18 protein-coding genes are annotated in these 17,610 nt (G+C 41.7%); 9 read left to right on the plus strand and 9 right to left on the minus strand.

What is annotated here, in order from left to right; all coding sequences use genetic code 11:
• Positions 1 to 544: 544 nt before the first annotated feature.
• From DW938_RS10245 to DW938_RS10275, 7 genes are all read right to left on the minus strand, one after another.
• On the minus strand, positions 545 to 979 hold the full coding sequence (locus DW938_RS10245) for a TnpV protein (RefSeq protein WP_117903380.1): 435 nt from the start codon (positions 977 to 979) through the stop codon (positions 545 to 547).
• A 19-nt stretch (positions 980 to 998) separates the two neighbouring features.
• On the minus strand, positions 999 to 1,337 hold the full coding sequence (locus DW938_RS10250; protein WP_038672324.1) for a hypothetical protein: 339 nt from the start codon (positions 1,335 to 1,337) through the stop codon (positions 999 to 1,001).
• Positions 1,330 to 1,563, minus strand: coding sequence for a hypothetical protein (locus tag DW938_RS10255; protein ID WP_118124710.1), 234 nt, complete (start codon positions 1,561 to 1,563; stop codon positions 1,330 to 1,332). Before DW938_RS10255 ends, DW938_RS10250 begins: the two co-directional genes overlap by 8 nt.
• A complete protein-coding gene (locus DW938_RS10260; protein WP_118124712.1) occupies positions 1,563 to 2,522 on the minus strand; it encodes a ParB/RepB/Spo0J family partition protein in 960 nt (319 codons plus the stop codon). Before DW938_RS10260 ends, DW938_RS10255 begins: the two co-directional genes overlap by 1 nt.
• Positions 2,523 to 2,534: 12 nt before the next feature.
• Complete coding sequence (locus DW938_RS10265; RefSeq protein ID WP_207660703.1) at positions 2,535 to 3,350, minus strand: AAA family ATPase; 816 nt, start codon at positions 3,348 to 3,350, stop codon at positions 2,535 to 2,537.
• 402 nt (positions 3,351 to 3,752) lie between these two features.
• The gene (locus tag DW938_RS10270) at positions 3,753 to 5,186 is read right to left on the minus strand and encodes a tyrosine-type recombinase/integrase (protein ID WP_117892033.1); all 1,434 of its coding nucleotides are present in this window, start codon (positions 5,184 to 5,186) and stop codon (positions 3,753 to 3,755) included.
• Positions 5,187 to 5,205: 19 nt separating this feature from the next.
• Positions 5,206 to 6,033, minus strand: coding sequence for a helix-turn-helix transcriptional regulator (locus DW938_RS10275; protein WP_117892034.1), 828 nt, complete (start codon positions 6,031 to 6,033; stop codon positions 5,206 to 5,208).
• A 157-nt stretch (positions 6,034 to 6,190) separates the two neighbouring features.
• Here DW938_RS10275 and DW938_RS10280 point away from each other — a divergent pair, with 157 nt between their 5' ends.
• The 5 genes from DW938_RS10280 (at position 6,191) to DW938_RS10300 (ending at position 10,114) form a co-directional block, all read left to right on the plus strand.
• A complete protein-coding gene (locus DW938_RS10280; RefSeq protein WP_117892035.1) occupies positions 6,191 to 6,358 on the plus strand; it encodes a phosphatase in 168 nt (55 codons plus the stop codon).
• Between the two features lie 102 nt (positions 6,359 to 6,460).
• Entirely contained in the window at positions 6,461 to 6,688 is a 228-nt protein-coding gene (locus DW938_RS10285) for a hypothetical protein (protein ID WP_147340054.1), read from the plus strand.
• Positions 6,689 to 6,691: 3 nt separating this feature from the next.
• Complete coding sequence (locus DW938_RS10290; RefSeq protein ID WP_117892037.1) at positions 6,692 to 7,210, plus strand: hypothetical protein; 519 nt, start codon at positions 6,692 to 6,694, stop codon at positions 7,208 to 7,210.
• 10 nt (positions 7,211 to 7,220) lie between these two features.
• Positions 7,221 to 9,062 (plus strand): AAA family ATPase, encoded by a 1,842-nt coding sequence (locus DW938_RS10295; protein WP_117892038.1) that lies wholly within the window; start codon positions 7,221 to 7,223, stop codon positions 9,060 to 9,062.
• Positions 9,063 to 9,226: 164 nt separating this feature from the next.
• Complete coding sequence (locus DW938_RS10300) at positions 9,227 to 10,114, plus strand: sigma-70 family RNA polymerase sigma factor (RefSeq protein ID WP_117892039.1); 888 nt, start codon at positions 9,227 to 9,229, stop codon at positions 10,112 to 10,114.
• Positions 10,115 to 10,166: 52 nt separating this feature from the next.
• Here the strand turns inward: DW938_RS10300 and DW938_RS10305 are convergent, their stop codons facing one another.
• Complete coding sequence (locus DW938_RS10305) at positions 10,167 to 10,442, minus strand: hypothetical protein (protein WP_117892040.1); 276 nt, start codon at positions 10,440 to 10,442, stop codon at positions 10,167 to 10,169.
• A gap of 181 nt (positions 10,443 to 10,623) precedes the next feature.
• Here DW938_RS10305 and DW938_RS10310 point away from each other — a divergent pair, with 181 nt between their 5' ends.
• The 4 genes from DW938_RS10310 to DW938_RS10325 all read left to right on the plus strand — a co-directional run bounded on the left by DW938_RS10310 (position 10,624) and on the right by DW938_RS10325 (position 14,484).
• Entirely contained in the window at positions 10,624 to 10,809 is a 186-nt protein-coding gene (locus tag DW938_RS10310; protein WP_117863887.1) for an antitoxin, read from the plus strand.
• Positions 10,810 to 11,013: 204 nt separating this feature from the next.
• Entirely contained in the window at positions 11,014 to 11,913 is a 900-nt protein-coding gene (locus tag DW938_RS10315) for an Abi family protein (RefSeq protein ID WP_181982850.1), read from the plus strand.
• Between the two features lie 615 nt (positions 11,914 to 12,528).
• Complete coding sequence (locus DW938_RS10320; RefSeq protein WP_118124716.1) at positions 12,529 to 13,482, plus strand: GTP-binding protein; 954 nt, start codon at positions 12,529 to 12,531, stop codon at positions 13,480 to 13,482.
• Positions 13,483 to 13,827: 345 nt separating this feature from the next.
• Positions 13,828 to 14,484, plus strand: a complete 657-nt coding sequence (locus DW938_RS10325; protein ID WP_181984417.1) for an HD domain-containing protein — start codon at positions 13,828 to 13,830, stop codon at positions 14,482 to 14,484.
• Positions 14,485 to 14,798: 314 nt separating this feature from the next.
• Here DW938_RS10325 and DW938_RS10330 read toward each other — a convergent pair whose 3' ends face one another.
• Positions 14,799 to 17,339, minus strand: coding sequence for a GH25 family lysozyme (locus tag DW938_RS10330; protein WP_181984418.1), 2,541 nt, complete (start codon positions 17,337 to 17,339; stop codon positions 14,799 to 14,801).
• Positions 17,340 to 17,610: the final 271 nt, after the last annotated feature.

Genomic DNA, 17,610 nt, shown 5'->3' on the forward strand with positions numbered 1-17,610 from the left:
GTTTTCGCCTATCGAATTTCTTAATAATAGTGTCCAATATGATTGACAAACCTACAAAAGGACACCTGAAATTCAAGTGTCCTTACGTTTGTATTCGAATGTAGTTTTAAGTAAGTTCATAAATCCACTTCCAACATAGAAAAATTAAAAGAAAATTGGTTATACTCAATAAAATTATTTTCTGTGTCTTAGATAAAGGACTGCAGTATTTTTCACTAAAAACAAAATATATATCCATTAGTAAGGTAACCATCAGTTGGGGAATAAGCCGTTTAGTAAGTTTTGTTGACATAACATATAAGGCTAATAAGCAAAACTTATCAATAATAGATGTTACTAATTCGCTGCTGTTCTTCTTGTTATTTGCAATGTACAATATTCCAAACAGAAATATGATTATAAATATAGTATACCAAATCATTCCTCATTCTCCCATTTTATCATTTAAAGTGACATTTGTCAACAAAAAAAGGACACCTGAAATTCAAGTATCCTTTACCTGTTTTCTGTTGTATTTTGAACCTGCCTGTGTTCCCTATTGAACCTATTCACGGAGCTTATAAACGATCTCCTCCATTACCTGATGTTCGAGCGTCATGAGCCTTTCCTTTTCCCACTTGCGTATAGCATTGAACTCTGTAGGACGTGGGTGATCTTTTCTGTAGATCTCATCAAGCTCGTCAAACCTCTCCTCAGCTTCGATATCTATTTCTCTCGGAATGATCTGCCAACGGCATTCGCACACGAGAATGTCAACGTCTGCTGGGTATTCTGCTTCCATCCATTTCATCCATGCACGTCCCCATCTGCGGATAGGCTTCTTAAGCAGCTTTTCTTCTTCGGGGTCACTTGTGTATGCTATCTTAGGGACGTATGTACCTTCTGGTGTAAGCTCATACTCAAAAAGATCGCAGCCAACATCTTCTGGTCCTGCCTGCTCGATTTCAAAATCTTCGTTAAAATTCCTGTTTTCGTTCATAATGGTCCTCCTCTTTCAATTACAAACTTTTATGTTTTTGAGTGATGTTATCTGAGTGTGTCACCGTGACACGCTGTTGTTTTTGTGCATTCGGTTCGGCATAGCACTGATGAAGTATTTTGCTGTAGCTCTCTGCTTGAATTCTGTGAGGGAAATATTCAATGCTTGAAAAATCGATCACATTGTTGATCTCATCGAGAAACGGCTTTGCAGCGACTGCAAATGTATCATCAAATGCCGCAGCCATTACAGCACAGTCGGTATCGATAGATATGATCTCGTATAGCCGGTTGTCTTTAGCCTTATAGAGTGCCGTCTGGTTTTTGCTATCGTAGGTTTTCAAAACTCCGTTATTCATTTGGCATATCTTCTTTCTTTTTTCCGACAGCCTTCTGCTCCGAAGTCTTTCTGAGAAACTCCTGCACTTTCTTAGGAACATTCCTGTTGTAAAGCTTGTCAACTGCAGAGTTAGCCGCCTTTGTTATCTCCTCGTGCAGAAGTTGCTCAACGTTGCCGTCTGGGAGATAGCAGCGTATCGCCTCTATTTTTTTACGATCTATATCTATTTTGAACGTCATGTTCATTACTTTTCCTCCTGTGCTATGATTATATCATATTGTTTTTCATTTGTGGTAACTTTTTTTGTACTCTTGAAATTGTTTTCAAGATATTTATCAAGCAGCTCATACATTATATTGTCAAGCTCACTCTCGGTCATGTTCTGCATACATAACGGCTTTTTGATATACATCTCATTGTATAAGCTGTTCTTGTATGGCTCTTTTTTCTTTTCAGACAGATTTCTTATAGCTTTTATGATATCATAGATATCACTGCTTCCGTTGTCTGTCATTTGCTCTATGACCAACGTCAGCTCTTTTGAACTGAGCCGTTCGTCATAATTGTAATAATCTGCTATGGCTTTCTGTTGCTCAGGACTGAGCTTTGTAAGCGGCTCAATGAACTTTATCTGAATAGATTTGCTGTCTATAAGCTCTGCTAACCCATTATCAAGATTTGAGATATTTGCATAGCGGTAAATGGTTTTTCTGGATATACCGAACATATTGCTTATCTCATTTACTGTCAGGTCTGCTGAAACGTTTTTCCTCAGACTTAAGTATGTATTGAACATTTTTGAAAGCTCGCTTGGACGTGGCTCTTTACGCTGAATGTTTGCCTGGCAGACTATATCGAAAGCCACGTTATCATCAGTGACTTCGATAACAACGGCGTCAATGTCAAGATACATAAGCTTTTTGCAAGCAGCGTATCTTTTATGACCGCTGAGTATCTGATAGCTGTTGCTGCTAATGCTACGAACGATTACCGGTGTGATAAGTCCACATTTTGAAATAGAGTCGGCAAGTGCAGATATCTCATTTTCATCTATTGCAAAGGGCTGTGGATCACCATTAAAGCTGAAAGGCTCAATTTTTGACATAGGCAGTGAAACCACCTTTTGCTTATCCATGAGAAGCTCCTCAAAGTTATTTGAGAAGTTAGCTCTTGGACGATTGGCGGAGCGTTTTATATCTATCATATTGAAACCTCCTTAGTGTGTCACCGTGACACACTCTATTTTGTCAACTATTACACGATACTCGTCTGCGAGCATATTCTTGTATTTATTTGTGCTGCTGATTTTATAGTTGCAAAGGGCGATGCCCTCACGGCTGCTGTCCTGAGCTGCTTTTGACTTGCTTATGCTGCCAAGGTATTTATCATTGAATGCGGCTTTTATTGACTCGATAACTTCGGCTGACATTGTGTTGTTTTTCTCTGCCCACGTTGCGAATACTCCGAGTATTTCAAGGTCAGGGTTAGCGTACTCATGAATATCGTCAATGCTGTCAAGAAGAAGCGGTATTCCGCTCAATGCCATTTCCTGAGCAAGTACAGGTATCAAGACCATATCTGCGGCGGAAAGCGCATTGTAGAGCAAGTTGCTCAGTGACGGAGGGCAATCTATGATGATGTAGTCATAGCAGCCGATGTAATTACTAATGACACGCTTCAGAACCATTTCGCAGCAGCGTGTTCTGCACAGGTCAACTTCAATTCCTGAAAGTGTTATAGTCGCAGGAATATAGTCAATGTTGTTCGGCTCGTTGTGGTGTACCGCCCTCTTGAAATCAATGGTTTTCTTATTTATGATAGATGACATAAGCTCAGTGATAGTGATATCGTCAGGGTCATATTCGTACTTCATGCACGATACTGACAAGCTGCTCTGAGGGTCAAGGTCTATCATAAGGACTCTTTTCTCTCGCTGTGCAAGAATAGCGGCAATATTGAATGCCGATGTTGTTTTGGCAACTCCGCCTTTCTGATTTGCCACGGATACGATCTTTGTTTTTGTGTTCTCCATTAAAAACACCCTTTCTAAAATGTTTAAGTTCTCCGTATTAAGCACAGAAAAAGCGGCAGGGGAGAACGTCCTGCCGCTCAGGGAGCTACCCTGTCTATGCTTGATGATATGTGTAAATATCATCAAAAAAGCTGCCAAAGAAGTCTTAGCAGCAATTTTCATGATATTTTATTTAACTGAAAGAAAATTTGTGGTTTTATTTTTGGATAGAGTGACTGGCTACGAACCAGTAGGTCGGGGGTTCGAGTCCCTTCTGGCGCACCAGCGTATTTACGCACTTTGCGAGCTTGCAGGGTGCGTTTTTTGTTGTCCATTTTGCCCGAATAATTCAATAATAGTTCAACTATTCTGAAAAAATAAAAAAATCAGCAGGCTTGATTTCGGTCAAAGCCTGCTTTTGTTTTACTCTGCTTTTTTCTCACATGTGTCTGTTTGCGGTCTTAAAATAACATTTGCAATGCACTCAGCCGATTGCTTGTCAGCCTCTTTCATGATGTGGCTGTAAATATCTGTTGTTGTGCTTACTTTGCTGTGTCCTAGTCTCTTGCTTATGCTGATACTATCCACTTTGTTGAAATACAGCACGCTTGCCATTGTGTGGCGGAATGCGTGTGGGTTTATGTGTGGCAAGTGGTAACGCTCCGAAAATCTGTCAAGATAGCCGTTTATGGTGTCGGGGTGCATTGGCTTGCCTGCATTGCCTGTTTTCTCTTGGAAGAAAAGATAATTTGTGTTGTGCCATTGGTCACCATAATTGCTTGCCTGAATAAGATACCATTTGCGATACTCTTTGAGAAGCTCCATTGTTTCTGCTGGCAATGTTACAAAGCGGTCGCTTTCCTCTGTTTTGGTGGTCTCCTCGTAAATGCCACGATCGGGAGCATAAAGCAAGTTGTTTTGTATATGTATACGGCTGTTTCTCCAGTCTATCACGTCCCACTTTAGCCCTGCTATCTCTCCACGCCTTGCACCTGAGATAAGCAGAAGATGAACGAAAGTGCGCCATTTCAGTGGCTCAAGCTCCAGACAATCACGAATGCGCTCAACGTCCTCTATCTGAAAATAATTTGCGGTATGTGGCTTTTGCTTTGGCGGAGTGGCTTTCCGTGCAGGGTTAAAAGGTATGAGCATTTCTTTGTCTGCCTGCTCCAATACAACGGAAATAAAATGATGATATTCAAGTATCGTCTTATTTGACAGCGGTGTGTTATCACGCTTTATATTGAAAAGCTTTGACATTGGCATTTCAAGCAGATTTGCTATTGCTTGTGCTTTGCTTTCGGCTATATTTCCGCCATTGCATACTGTTGAGAGCGTGTTATTGCCTACACCTGCAAGCTCAGCGGCTTTCTTTATAGTCAAGCCACGCTGTTTGAGCATAGCTTTTATATCACGCTTGGCTGTTGCTCTGCCCTGTGTGCGTCTTATGCCGTTTTTAGAAAGCGTTTCATAGAAGTTATTAAGGTGCTGGGGGCGTATATCTGCAAGCTTTAAATGCCCGATACTCTCCACAGTAAGAGGCATAAACGAACGATAGCTCATTATCGTCTTATGCTTTGCGCCTGCACGCTCTTTCAAGCCGATAACATACTCAGCGTATTCTGCAAAGGTCTGACGGCTGTCAGCTACAAGTCCGCTCCTGCACTTCTCTTCAAAGTCAACGGCAAACTTATTCAGAGCTTTCTCGTTCTGTCTGTCGGTCTTATTGGGGTCGGGCTTGAATGAAGCGGTATAGGGTTTAAGCTGTGAGCCGTCTGGAGCATAGCCCTTGAATACTCTCACGGAATACGAAATAATATTGCCGTCCTTGTCCTTTCTCGGCTGAATGTATGCCATTGTATCAAGTCCTTTCTGATTACTTTATCCCAAATTGTGATTTAAAATCTTTCTCCATTTCAAGCTTTTCATAAGATGTGGCTCTTTTAAATTGTTCTGAATTTCTCAACTTTTCTAAGCCTACAGTCCATTCAAAAGCTCTGCCATAGTTGTTTGTATACTTGGAATTGTGCATATCTGTGTCTTCAATTGAACAATAATCATCATAGGTATCTGTAATATTTATTATCAAATCTGAAAAACGTTCTCGCAAAGTGTTTTTAGACAACTGCACCCTGCTATATTCATCAACAAGTGTATATTTTGTACTGAGCCACTTATAAAAATCACTTACTTGCTCATAGCTTTTATCATCATATTGGCTTAATTTTTCCATGACCTCATCTTCTGTATCCCTATCATCTAGCATATTGGAATTGACCATGCTGTTTATAGTAAGTAAAATATCACCATTAAAATTTAAGGCTTCTATCAAAATGTTAAGTGTATCAATATAGGAATATTTTTTATTCACATTCTGTTGTGCTCTAATGTTGTCAAGCGTCTTAATGTTTTCAATATATTGCAAGCTTTTTTCGTTAAGCCCTGTATACTCACAAACGCCGCTCAATGTTGTATCATTCGTTTTTACGTCTGTCAGACCTAACAGCCAATCCACTGAAACACCATAGCCTTTTGAGATCTCAGCAAGAGCATAAATATCAGGCTTTGATTTTCCGTTTAGCCAATTTCCTACATTCTGCCTTGATGTATTGACTTTGCCTGCAATTTCCTCTTGCGTTGCGGTATCACCCACAAGCTCCTTAAACCTCTCTTGAAAGCTGAATGATTTTTTTGCATTTTCCATTATCTCACACTCTCTTTCGCAATATTATTTGCATTTGGTTACAATTCCGCAAAGTATGTTGCTTTTCATTTTCTTTTGTGGTACAATATGATTATAGCAAAAGTTTTAGCATTTGTCAAGATGAAAGAAAACATTTATGCAAAGGAGAGTGAATTATTTGACAGATATCACGAAGCTTTCAGAAGAAGAAAAGGCTATTGTGCTTGCACAGCGAGCATATAAAAAGGCTTGGCGAGACCGCAACAAAGATAAGGTCAAGGCGGCAAACGATAGATTTTACAAGAAGCTTGCAAGCCAAGCCCAAAAAGAAAAGCCGTCCGAGTGATACCAGCACCCGAACGGCAAAGCAGGCTTTAATGCCTGCATATGAAAACAAACACGTTTCCGCTCCTATTATACCACGCAATGGAGTGGAAAAGCAAGACTTATGCGTGGAGAATTGGAGTTTATTTTGAAAAACATAGATATTGCAAGACCTGTTCCCAGAATGAGGACAATTCCGCAGGTGAAGAAAGAGTTCCCCGAGCTACAGCTTTCAGAACGTTATCTGCGCTCATTGGTGCGTGAACACAAGGTGGTTTGCGTTCAGGTCGGTGTCAAGACACTCATCAACCTTGACAGCCTTTTTGCGTTTCTTAATGGCGAGGGGGCATAAGACTTGGGCAAGGAAAAGGGCTGGATAAGCTTGTCCAGAAGCATTGTTGACAACTGGGTCTGGGATAATGGCGAACAGTTTTCACGAGGTCAAGCATGGATAGATTTGTTACTTTCAGCCAATCACGAAGATAGAAAAATCATGTTTGACGGCAAGCCGCTCTTAGTAAAACGAGGCAGTTTTGTTACCTCTCAACACAAGCTTGCTGACAAGTGGCACTGGAGCAGGCATAAAGTGAGTTTATTTCTTAAAGCTTTGCAATCAGACCAAATGATTGACACAATCGTGAACCACCAGCAAACCACCATTATTGTATGCAACTACGCCAAATTTCAAGCCCCTACAAATGGCAAAGGAACCAGCGAAGAACCAGCAATGAACCACTGCCGAACCACTGACGGACAAGTGAGGGACATAAACAATAATGGTAATAAGCTTAACAAGGAAAATAACATAGCTGCTCCCGCAGCGACACAAGTAAACGTTGTGCGCACGGACAGACAAGGATACACCTATTTCTAAAGGAGAATTTATGAGCTACAAATTGCAAACACATGATATCTATGGCTTTGCCAACTCAATAGGCGCAGAAACTCACCGCAAGGGTGACGAACTATTCTTTAAGTTTTGCCCTTATTGTGGTGGCGACGGCCACGATAAAGATACATTCTCGATCAACCTCAGCTCAGGTGCTTTCAAGTGCTTTAGATCCAGCTGTGACAAAAGCGGACATTTTGTGCAACTTGCTAGAGATTTTGGCTATAAGCTCGAGTTTGAGGACGATAGGCCAAAACGATATCGCAAACTCCCTCAGACAGCTATTGAGGTGCGTGACAATGCGGTTGCCTATATGAAGTCGAGGGGCATATCCGAAGCGACTACACGCAAGTATAAGGTCACTACACGAAAAGATCGTAATAATGTTTTGGCCTTTCCATTCTTTGATGAGCATGGCGTTTTGACTTGTGTCAAATACCGCAAGACAGACTACTCACCTGACAAGGACACTTGCAAGGAATGGTTTGAAAAAGATACAAAGCCGATACTTTTCGGCATAGCTCAATGCACGAAAAATCATGGGCGGCTTATCATCACAGAGGGACAAATCGACAGCTTATCTGTTGCAGATTGTCAGATAGAAAATGCAGTGTCCGTTCCCACAGGACAAGGCGGCAGAACATGGGTACAGCACTGCTACGATTTTGTAAACGGCTTTGATGAGATCATAGTCTTTGGCGACAACGAAAACGGACACGTTACTTTGGTCGACCAGATCACCGCCTCTTTCCCAGCTAAGAAAATCAAAGTGGTGCGTTCGGAAGACTACCTTGGAGAAAAGGACGCAAACGCTATTTATTGCAAGTATGGTGCAACTGCAATACACGACTGTATAAATAATGCCGCCGAGATACCGCTTAAGGCCGTCAAGAAGCTGTCTGACGTTAAATCAGTTAATCTGGAACGCCTTGAACATATTGCAACAGGTATTTATGGCTTGGATAAGATAATTGGCGGCCTTTATATGGGGCAAGTCACTGTCATCACAGGCAAACGTGGCGACGGCAAATCAACATTAGCGTCGCAAATAATCGCAAATGCTTTAGATCAGAAAGACCCTGACGGCGACCCTTATTCTGTCTTTATCTATTCTGGAGAGCTACCAGACTATCACTTCAAGCGCTGGCTCGATCTGCAAATCGCAGGCAGAGAGCATATTGATGAGGCTGTCAATGTTTATGGAGATTACACTTATGACCTCTCAGACAACGTGGTCGATAAGCTAAACTTGTGGTATGATGATAGGGCATACATATTTGATAATACTGCTGTGACCTCTGAACTGAGTGTTGAGGGAGATAAAGCCGTGAGGACTGATAAAATTTCCTTACTTGGCACTATAGAACAGGCGATATGCCGCTTTAATGTTAAATTGGTACTGATCGACAACTTAATGACAGCGCTGGACGTTGATTTATCTCATGACCTATACAGGGCGCAATCCGACTTTGTGAATGCAGTCAAGCGTATAGCAGTAAAGTACAATGTGGCTGTGTTACTTATTGCTCACCCGAGAAAATCAGCTGACGGCACAGAACTTAACGCCGACAGTGTCAGCGGTTCGGGTGACATTACAAACCGAGTTGACCTTGTCTTGACTTATGGCAAAAACATGGACAGCGACAAAGATATATATCAAAGCAAGATCGCCGTTGTTAAAAACCGCCTTACAGGCAAGCTGACGAACAGTATTAAGGTACTCTTCAGCCAGGCAAGCAAACGCATTGGCTGCAACAAAGTGGAATGTACGAGGGTTTACAGCTGTTTCAAAGACGGCTTTGACGCTTCTGAGCCACATGATATGCCGCCATTTTGAAAATTTAGGGGGGCGGGTCGAATTTTGCCCTCCCCCTCACTTTCAAGCCCTCTTTCCGCAAGGAGTACCGAGTGGGCAGAGGTCATTTTTTACGGCTCATAAAATCGTATAGAGGGGTATTGCGAATTATTGTCAGATGTATACAAGCATAGAGAGGTGTTGCAATGACTAATGAAGAATTAGCGGTCGCTATCAAGCAAGGCGGTGCAGATGATTTAAAGCCTGCTTTGTGGGACAGGGTAAAGCATTTGATGTTCAAGCTTGCAGGGCAATATTATGAAAGCTATGAGAAACGTTTCACGGCTTGCGGAGCGGAGCTTGAAGACTTTCAGCAAGAGTGCTATCCTGCTTTTATAAAGGCTCTTGAGGCGTACAGTCCCGAAAAGGGATATGCTTTCACAAGCTATCTTGAATATCACATACGCAATGCAGGTGCGGAGCTGTTGGGCATACGCAACGCTGACCGAGAGAATAACAAGCCTCTTGACAACTGCACAAGCCTTGATAAGCCCCTTGATACAGGCGACAGCAAAGAGCTGTGTTTAGCTGATATTATCCCCGACAGCAACTCACAAGAGGGCTTTGAGCAGGCTTTACAGACCATTGCAGACGAACACACAAGAGAGGTTTTGCACAAGGCTCTTGACCGCTTAGACAAGCCCCTGCGTGATGTGATAGTGCTTTATTACTTTGAGGATATGACACAAGAGCAGATAGCAAAGCGTGAGGGCGTGAGCGGTGAGTGTATCAGACAACGCAAGGCAAAAGCTTTAAGAAAGCTCCGTTGTATGGCTGAACTGAGAATACTGCGAGAAGAACAGAACATTGAAAGCCGCCTGCATTTTGACAGCCGCACCAACACGAGGGCTTACTTCAAAGCTCAACAGCGTATCTCAGAGATAATAAAGCGTGGCTCATACCTCAGCTACGGACAGCGGCAGGCTATAATATATGACTGCGAGATAGAACAGCTTGCAGAGGATAATGCAGAGTATCAAGCAATGACACGCTTTGAACAGCTTTGTGCTGAGTATAACGTTTGGGAAAAATAAAAGAGAGCAAGCCTTTAACGCTCACTCTCCAATAATATTCACGGCTGGATATTTACATTTTGCCTGCCAAAGCCATTGCATAAATAAAGCCTTTGATAAAGCCGTCATGATAGCTTGCTCCCTGCGAATTGCCGCAAATCGTATCAAATTCAAACGCAAGCTTTTCATTATACTCAGACTTCAACCTGTCAAAAAATCTCTTTGTGTCCTCATTCATCTCCATTATGTAATCACTTTCGTACTGCTCCAAAGCTTGACCGAATTCACAATGGTTATAGTTTTTGAAGATGTTTTCTACAAGCTCCAGCTGTTTCTTATTAAGTTCCATGATTTTTTACCTCCGATTTTGTTTTAGGTTATTAATTTCTTATCGTAATTACATTATAGCATAGGTACACACCTATATCAAGCGGCATTATAAACAAATTTGTATATCTGAATTTATCTATTTTATATACTTGCTCACCTATTGCCGTTGTGCTATAATAAAACGAAAGAGGGTGATATATATGACAAAGCCTGCTACCATAGCCAAAAATAAATACAATGCAAAGGCTTATGATAGAATAGCATTGCAGGTCAAAAAGGGCGAAAAGGACAAGATAAAAGACCACGCCCAGAGTAAAGGTGAAAGTCTCAACGGCTTTATCAATAGGGCTATCCACGAAACTATGAGCAGAGATAAAACAGAATAACAAAACAGCAGGCGTTATTATACTCCACATTACTAATGCTCATTAAATGATACTGCATAATATTGAACAAAAAGAAAAGCAAAGTTTGTGCATATTGCGAATGGCATTTTTACTCAATTTTGAGTATAATAACAGTAACAGAACCTCACGCACCTCTTAACAATGTGTCCCAGTGAGGGCTTTTTTTTAGGTGGTGATTATGGTATGAATACAAAAGAGCCTGAGTTATTTTGCAGACAGGTAAATAAGCTTATAGAGCACGGCTGTGAAATAACCGACTATGAGCAATCCATAATGATACTTAACAAAATCAATTATTATAAATTATCAGCTTACTTTTTGCCGTTTAGAGATAATGACGGAAATTATAAGCAGGGCACAACGCTTTTGCAAGTTTATAAGATATATGAATTTGACAGAAAGCTAAGTGCGTTTCTTTATGGGATAATCCAAAAGATAGAGGTTTTTGTAAAAACACAGATAGCTTACTATCATTCAAACAAATATGGTGCTTTAGGTTATTTAGATCATTCCAATATTGCCGATAAAATGATAGAAAAACATAAAAAGCTTATTGATAATTTCAACACTGAGGTAAAACGCAACAAAGAATTACCTTTCGTGAAACATCATATAGACAATTATGACGGCAAATTTCCGTTGTGGGTAGCTGTTGAATTATTTACTTTGGGCAATACATCACAGTTTTACTCGCAAATGAAAACAGCAGATAAAAAAGTCATAACAAGGTCTATTTCGTACATAACACAAACAGAATGTACATATTCGCAGCTTGAAAGCTGTCTGCGGTGTCTTACCACACTTAGAAATAAATGTGCTCATTTTGGAAGAATTTATTATTCAAGGTTTAAATGGTTTCCGTCATTGCCTTATGAGGAAGAATACAAGGCGTATGCTCGTGGACGCAATTTTATTTATCTTTACCCATATTTATACATTATGAAAGTGTTGTACCCGTCCCCTGAAAGCTGGAACGGCGTTGTTACAGAGCTTGCCGCACTTATAGAAGAATATAGCAACTATATTGATATAAACTGCATTGGCTTTCCCGATAATTGGGAAGAACAATTATCAAGAGAATAAATCAAGCAGGCGTTACACCTTTGAACTGTCGATAAACTGTCGAGAGGGTGCAAAGCCTGCTATTATTTTGTATGCACGGCTGTTAAAACACTCTACAATGCCCCTAGCGTACGTTGTATGGCGTTCTGCGTGTTTGGCGGTGAAAATTATGTTACACGCTCGACAACAAGGTTAGAATTGAGCATAAGCCGTTTGACGTTGACAGGCAAACACGAGGGCACTAATGCCAAAAACCAAATAAATGATAGTTGCAAAATAATGAAGTTCAGTGTGATGTACAAAAATGTAACTGTGTGATTTTTTGTACAGCAAATAGTTCAACAATAGTTCAATAATTTGTTGAACTTTGGCGAAATGATATGAAATGTTATAAAATTACAATACACTGAAAACGGCTTAAAATCGAGCTTTACGCCATGTTATGAAATGCTGTGAAATGCTAGAATTTTAACTACGAACCAGTAGGTCGGGGGTTCGAGTCCCTTCTGGCGCACCAGGTCACTTGTAGTGACTGGCATAGCACGTCTTACAATTTGTAAGGCGTGTTTTTTTAATTTCTGTCATTGCCAAAGCACTGTCAATGTGGTATAATATGACCATTAGGAGGCATTAACTATGAACACAGAGAAAAAGAAAACCAAGGTAGACCTTGTGACGGGGTTTCTCGGAGCAGGGAAGACCACTTTTATAAAAAAATATGCCCGTTATCTTTTGGATAAGGGCTGTAAAATTGGCGTGTTGGAGAATGATTTCGGTGCAGTGAATGTGGATATGCTTCTTTTGCAGGAGCTTTTGGACGAGAATTGCGACCTTGAAATGGTCTCGGCGGTTGATAAGGATTGCCACAGGCGGCGTTTTAAGACTAAGCTTATCGCTATGGGTATGCGTGGTCTTGACAGGGTCATTGTGGAGCCGTCAGGTATCTATGAAGCTGACGAGTTCTTTGACGTGCTCAGAGAAGAACCTCTTGATAATTGGTACGAGATAGGAAGCGTTATAACTATTGCAGATGCCTGCCTTGATACCAACTTGTCGGAAGCTTCTGATTATCTTCTTGCTTCTCAGCTTTCGGAAGCAGGCATAGTTCTCATGAGCAGATGTCAGGAAGCCACAAAGCAGGAGCTTGAGGATACTCTAAAACACCTTGAAGCCGTGCAGAAAAAGTTCCATTGCCACAGAATGACTAAGCCTGAGATAATAATGAAAGATTGGTCGGAGCTTACAGACGAGGATATGGAAAGGATAGCCAACAGCGGCTATGAGCCTGATTCCCACGAAAAGCTGTGGTTCGACCAAGATAAAGCTTATACCTCTTTGTATTTTATGAATATGAAGCTTCCTGACAATGCTATGGAGGATGCTGTAAGCAGGCTTATGAGCGACAGCAAGTGTGGAAGGATATTCCGTGTAAAAGGCTTTATGCAAAACGCTGAGGGCAAGTGGCTTGAGCTTAACGCCACCCACAAGAACATCACTGTTAAGCCTATAGAGCGAGGTCAGGCGGTGTTTATCGTCATTGGCGAGGGGCTTGACAAGGAGCATATAGACGGCTATTTTGTGCCTGTATAGTGTCAAAATATTGTAAAATAAATGCGGAATGTATTGTATATGAGCTTGGATAGTGATATGATAATTGCAGGTTATAATTACACATTTTAAAGAGCGGTGCAAGTGTATCTCATGCTGCAATGTACGGTGTAAAATGCCCGTCACGGCGAGTGACTGTAGGGGAGCGGCGCAATTTCTGCTTTGCAGAAATACGACGTCCCGTTCGGAGAGCGACATGGTTTGTATAATCGCAAATTCATGCAGGCGAGCAAATGCGGGCGAACACTGTTCGCCCCTACAATACATTATGTGGACGTAAAAAGCCTTGCGTAGATAAATATAATCATAAACCAACAGGAGAGATCAATGACATACAAAGAGATAAGAAAAAACAAGGAAATAAAAGCATTTATAAAAAGGGCAGGGATAAATCTTACATCTCTGGGTTTTACAGACCATTCAGAGGTGCATACCACTCTTGTGGCAGACAGAGCCGCCGCAATACTTAAAGAGTTCGGCTATGATGAGCATACCATAGAGCTTGCAAAGATCGCAGGATATATGCACGATATCGGCAATGCTGTCAACCGTACCCACCATGCAGAGTATGGTGCAATACTTGCAAATGATATTCTCAAAGGTACTGATATGCCCTTAGAGGACAGGGTGACGATAGTTTCCTGCATTGGAAGCCATGACGAATCAACAGGGGGCGCAACAGACTCGGTGTCAGCCGCAGTGATAATAGGTGATAAAACAGACGTGCGAAGAAATCGTGTGTCAAATAAGGATAAGTCCTCTTTTGATATCCATGACAGGGTGAACTATGCGGTAACAGAAGCGAGCTTAAAGATAAATGCTGATAAAAAGGTCATATCCCTTAATTTGCAGATAGACGAAAGTATCTGCACCATGTATGACTATTTTGACATTTTCCTGCAGCGTATGCTTATGTGCAGAGGTGCGGCAGGTGTTCTGGGAGCAAAGTTCAAGCTTACAGCAAATGGAAGCAAAGTATTGTGATTTAACGCACAAACTATGTAGGAGAGTGGCGCAATTTCTGCTTTGCAGAAATATGACGTCCCGTCCCCTCGACGTTTCGTCTGCAATCTTATTTATGTTATCCGCACAATGTTGCTCTGCACAAATTCCGGATAATTCAAATCTTGTCGCTTCGAGCGGGCTGTCGAGGGCGCCAGCCCCTACAATAATGTTGTGCGGATATTGAAAATTGTGCAAAAAAGGGACGACCCAAGGTCGCCCCTCATTTTTATTCAGCGGTGCAAATTTGTATCATATCACAATGTATGGCGTAAAATGCCCGTCACGGCGAGTGACTATTTAATCGTCTTTTCAGTATAAGAACCATAATAGTTCACACCATTGTATTTTCTGTATGCCCTTATTCTGAATGTTTTAGTGCCTGACAGATTTTTTGCAGTGTAGCTTTTGCCTGATGTTGTGGTGAGCTTTTTCCAACTGCTTCCTGACTTCACATATATCTCATATCCTGTGGCTTTTGATACCTTGTTCCATGCAAGGGAGATGTTGCTTCCTGAGCGCTTTGCCGTTGTGACAGTGACGTTTGCAGGAAGCGTGCAGGTGACAAGTTGTGCATACTTGCTGTATTGCATAACATTGTCGCTTACATAATATGCCTTTACTCTGTATGTGTACATAGTGCCTGATGACTTGCCTGAGTTGGTGTAGTATGGATAAGCGTTGTCGCCAAGTTTCCTGTAGCTGTCGGTAGTGCCTATCCACTGATAAACGCTGTAGCCTGATACCCCATTCATGCTTTTCCATGTGATAGTGTTGGAGCTTGATGTGTTCGCTGATGAGGAAAGCCTTTCAGGTGTGTTTGCAGGACGAATGGTGATGTCCTTTTCAGTGTAGCCACCGTAGTAGTTTATGTAGTTATAATTTCTTATGGCTCTCACTCTGAAACGATAAGCTGTGTTCTGTGAAAGATCGCTTGCAGTGTAGCTCGTTCCCGAAAGGGTGGAGAGCGTTTTCCATGTTCCGTTTGTGTACATCTCTACCTGATAGCCTGTAGCCTTTGATACCTTGTTCCAGTTGAGTGTTATGGAATCAACGTCAGTGGAGCAAAGGGAGAATGATACGTTTGCAGGAAGAGTGCAGGTGGTAAACTCAGAGGAATATGCACCCTCGATACGCTGTCCGTCAACATTGTTGAATGCCCTTACCTTGTATCTGTACATCGTGCCTGAGCTTTTCTTTGAGTTTGTAAACTTTGTGGACGTGGTCGTGCCTATTAGCTTGTAGCTGTCGGTAGTACCTATCCACTGATAGATCTCATAGCCTTCCGCTTTTTTGGAAGCGTTCCATGTTATGGTGTTTGATGTAGAAGTGTTTGAAGTGCTTCTTATGCCTGTTACTACACTTGGTATGTCAGTGACCTCAGCGTTTACATATGTGTAGCCACCATTGTAGTATACGCCGCTGTAATTTCTTCTCGCCTTTACCCTGAACTTATTAACGCCGTTCTGTGTGATACCGTTCACCTTGTATGAAAGGCTTGAAGTTGTGCCGACCTGCTTCCATGCACCGTTCACATTATGCTCCACGACGTAGTCGGTCGCCTTTGAAACTTTGTTCCAGCTAATGGTGACAGAAGTTCCCCTTGCAGAAGCGGATATCTTTGAGATGTTCGCAGGAAGCGTGCAGGTGGTGAATACCTCAGAGTAATCCCCGTAAACACGCTTGCCAGAAGCGTCACTGTAGGCTCTCACCATGTATTTGTACATAGTGCCTGTGGACTTGTTGGAGTTTGTAAAATATGTATTCTTTGTATCCCCTATTTTTTTCTTGTTAGGGTCGCTAGGGCTTGTTCCCTGATAGACCTCATAGCCTGTTGCGTCAGGAGCGCCGTTCCAGGCAAATGTGTTGGAGGTGGAGGTGTTTTTCACTGAGATAAGGTCGGACACATAAAGTGGAAGCTTGCCCGAATACCATACGTTTACGTCAGTGTAGGCTGAAATGCCTGAAACAGTACCGCTTCCTGAATATTGCCACATATCCATGCGCTGGTCATAATTGGTGTTGCTTGTGTAGTGAGCCAGCCATATAGGATATTTTCTGCCAAGCCCTGCTCCGTCAATGTAGTAGTTTAGCCATGTGTAGTTTGCATAAACACCTGCGCTGTAGCCAGACTTTATGATAGTGTCGCAAAAAGCTGTGCAAAGAGCGGTCTTTTGAGCCTTGGAAAGCCCTGCGCTGTCAAGTCTGCCAGTGTCATAGTCAACAGACTCGATATCGTAATAAACAGGCATTTGCAGAGAATATCCCTTTATCCTGTCAAGAACGAACTTAGCCTCTGCCTTAGCCTCGGCTGTGGTTATCGCCTGCGTGTAGAAGTATACGCCAACTTTAAGCCCTGCCTTGGTAGCTCCGTCAAGATAGGTCTTGAACCTAGGGTCTTCCACAAGCGTTCCTGCACTGCCATAGCCACGGTAGCCTACTCTTATGATAACAAATTCCACACCGCTGTTTTTGACCTTTTTCCAATCTATGTTGCCCTGATAATAGGAAACGTCAATGCCATAGACCTTTGAAATACCGCTGAATCTGTTTTGATGAGTAAGGCTGTCAGCCCCCCATAGAGCAGACATTGTCATAATGCCGTATGGGTCGTTGTTTTCAAGATATTTATGATACTCAGGGTCGTCCTCAGTGACAGGCTCTAAAAGACCATCAGCCTCCATATTGCCTGTAGCATATTCAGGCTTTGATACCTGGATATCATTTGAAAGCTCACTTGACGCAATGCTTTCCTCTGCCGCATACACGAATGGAACAGACTGAGCCATTATTGCCGCTGACAAAACCACACCGGTCAATTTTGGAATAAATTTCATAATTTCCTCCCGTAGAATTGTAGGCAGAGCTAACATTTTTTCTGCCATTTTACACGATAATTTTTACACAACCTTTATTATAGCCCTTTTACAGCACATTGTCAAATTTGCATTTATACAAATAAATACAAATCAGTAATTTTAAAGTTAAATAATTACACTTATTTTGAGATATATGTAATAATAAGTAAATAAAGATGTTCATGATACACAAGATTAGGAAAGAAATTTTGTGTATCATGATATGCCTGAAATGGCACTGCAAGGCACA

The organism is Ruminococcus sp. AM43-6 (assembly GCF_003461785.1).
GTDB classification, from domain to species: Bacteria; Bacillota; Clostridia; order Oscillospirales; family Ruminococcaceae; genus Hominimerdicola; species Hominimerdicola aceti.